Source organism: Streptomyces katrae, from assembly GCF_000966975.1.
Classification (GTDB): domain Bacteria; phylum Actinomycetota; class Actinomycetes; order Streptomycetales; family Streptomycetaceae; genus Streptomyces; species Streptomyces katrae.
This window is the reverse complement of the sequence record NZ_JZWV01000391.1, coordinates 1-1,896: the sequence shown is the minus strand read 5'-3', so window position 1 is coordinate 1,896 and position 1,896 is coordinate 1. Positions and strand designations below refer to the sequence as shown.

3 protein-coding genes are annotated in these 1,896 nt (G+C 74.0%); 1 reads left to right on the top strand and 2 read right to left on the bottom strand.

All coding sequences use genetic code 11. From position 1 onward, the window contains the following. Window positions 1-625 (bottom strand): TIGR03619 family F420-dependent LLM class oxidoreductase (locus VR44_RS15200; protein WP_045948017.1); only part of this gene is annotated, 625 nt, incomplete at its 3' end. A 60-nt stretch (window positions 626-685) separates the two neighbouring features. Then, complete coding sequence (locus tag VR44_RS15195) at window positions 686-1,372, bottom strand: hemerythrin domain-containing protein (protein WP_045948016.1); 687 nt, start codon at window positions 1,370-1,372, stop codon at window positions 686-688. A 207-nt stretch (window positions 1,373-1,579) separates the two neighbouring features. Between VR44_RS15195 and VR44_RS15190 the strand changes: the two genes are divergently transcribed. Further along, window positions 1,580-1,896: methyltransferase domain-containing protein (locus tag VR44_RS15190; RefSeq protein ID WP_169791011.1), on the top strand; the 317-nt coding region annotated here is incomplete at its 3' end.

Here is a 1,896-nt window from a genome sequence, read left to right as displayed (position 1 = left end):
ACGGCAGGGGCATCGCGGCCGCGAGCCAGCCGTCCGCACGCCGCCCGACCCGCTCCAGGGCGAACGGGGTGAACCCGCCCAGCAGCAGCGGAGGCCTCGGGCTCTGGAGGGGCTTGGGCAGGACGGTCGAGGGCGGGATCGTCCACAGCCGACCGGTGTGGGCGACCGGGCCGGACCCCCACACGGCCTCCAGGACGTCCAGGGTCTCCTCCAGCCGTGCGCCACGCCCCCGCCACGGGACCGCTGCGGCCTCGTACTCCTCACGCATCCAGCCCAGCCCGAGCCCCACCTCCAGACGTCCGCGGCTGATCAGGTCGAGGGTGGTCAGCGCCCGGGCGAGCACGAGGGGCGGCTGCCACAGGGCGTTGAGCGTGCTGCTGCCCAGGCGCACCCGCTCGGTCGCCGCGGCGGCCACGCCCAGCGCGAGCAGCGGATCGAGGTGCGTGCCGTAGCGGACCGGCATCGGTCCGCCCGGGTAGCCCTCGGGCGGGGTCAGCGGCGCCAGCAGCCGGTCGGCCACCCAGAGGCTGTGGCAGCCCAGCGCCTCCAGGGCCGTACACATGGCGGCCGAGCGGCCGGGGTCGGCGAACGGGCCGAACTGGGGGACGGAGAATCCGATGCGCATCGGTGGGGTTTCCTCGATAGGTACGGAAAGTGACGGGACGCTGCCGGACGGGAGGACGGTTCACGCGGTGGTCGTGTGCCGGCCGCGGATCCGGCGGGTCTCGCGCCGGTACTGCCGCTGCCCCAGCAGCTTCCACAGCACCCGCGCCGGAACGGGCAGACGGGCGAGGAACTCCCGGCGCTCCTCGGGCGGGCAGTCCTCCAGGATGGCCCCCAGGGCGATCATCAGCCGGTCCCTGGGCGTCTCGGCGAGGCCCCGCTCGCCGACCGCCTTCCAGTCCTCCTCACCCACGTGGAGCGCGACCAGCGGCATGACCTGCCGCTCCTCCTCGTCGAGATGGGCGCACAGCTGCCGGTGGTGCCTGCGCAGCGCTTCGGCCAGCTCGTCGCGGTCCGCCGGCAGCGCCCGCGCCTGCCAGCGGTCCATGTGCACCTGGACCTCGTCCATCCCCTCGGTCAGCTCGCGGTGCTGCGCCTCCATCGCGAGGACCTGCTCGGCGTCGAGGTCGAGATGGGGGAGGAGGACCGGCCAGAGCATCTCGTCCTCACCGGTGTGGTGGGCGTGCAGGCCGACGGTGTACTGCCGCCAGTGCTCGGCGAGGATCCGGGCACGCGCGGTGTCGGCGGCCCGGACGTCCTGGACGAGCTCGGCCAGCAGACGCGACTCGCGGCGGAACACCCGGTGGATCATCGCCATTTCGCGGGTGTAGGGGTGGACGGTGGGGTCGGAAACCTCGTTCGTGGTCATGCGACCCAGTCTCCGGAGCGGGGTTGCCACGCACTTGCAGCCGACTTGCCGCGCCGGGCCGTCTTCCGGCGGGGGGTGCCGGAACCGCCGCAGGCGGGGGATGGCCGTCAGCCTCCGCCCGAAGCACCCGGAAACCCGGAGGCGCCGGTGCCCGCGTGCCTCGTAGCATTGGCCCCCACCCAACCGTCGACCACCACCGAGGACTTCGTGAAGCACCCCGATCTCCGCGCGAAGGCCCCCTCGCTCGCCGCCGGTATGGCCGCCGCCGATCACTGTCCGGACGTCCAGCTGTCCCAGACCCGCCACCGCGCCGCACTCGTGGACGGCTGGAACATCGAGCCGGGCTCGACCGTCCTCGAACTCGGCTGCGGCCAAGGCGACATGACCGCCGTCCTCGCCGAGGCGGTCGGACCCCGAGGCCGCGTCGTGGCCGTCGACGTGGCGGAACCCTCCTACGGGGCGCCGGTCACGCTCGGCGAGTCGGCAGCCCGCCTCGCGGCGGGCCCTCTCGGTCCGCGCATCGA

Bases quoted from the DNA above. Each gene is read 5' to 3' on its own strand.
- VR44_RS15195 (WP_045948016.1), bottom strand. From the start codon at position 1,372: ATGACCACGAACGAGGTTTCCGACCCCACCGTCCACCCCTACACCCGC.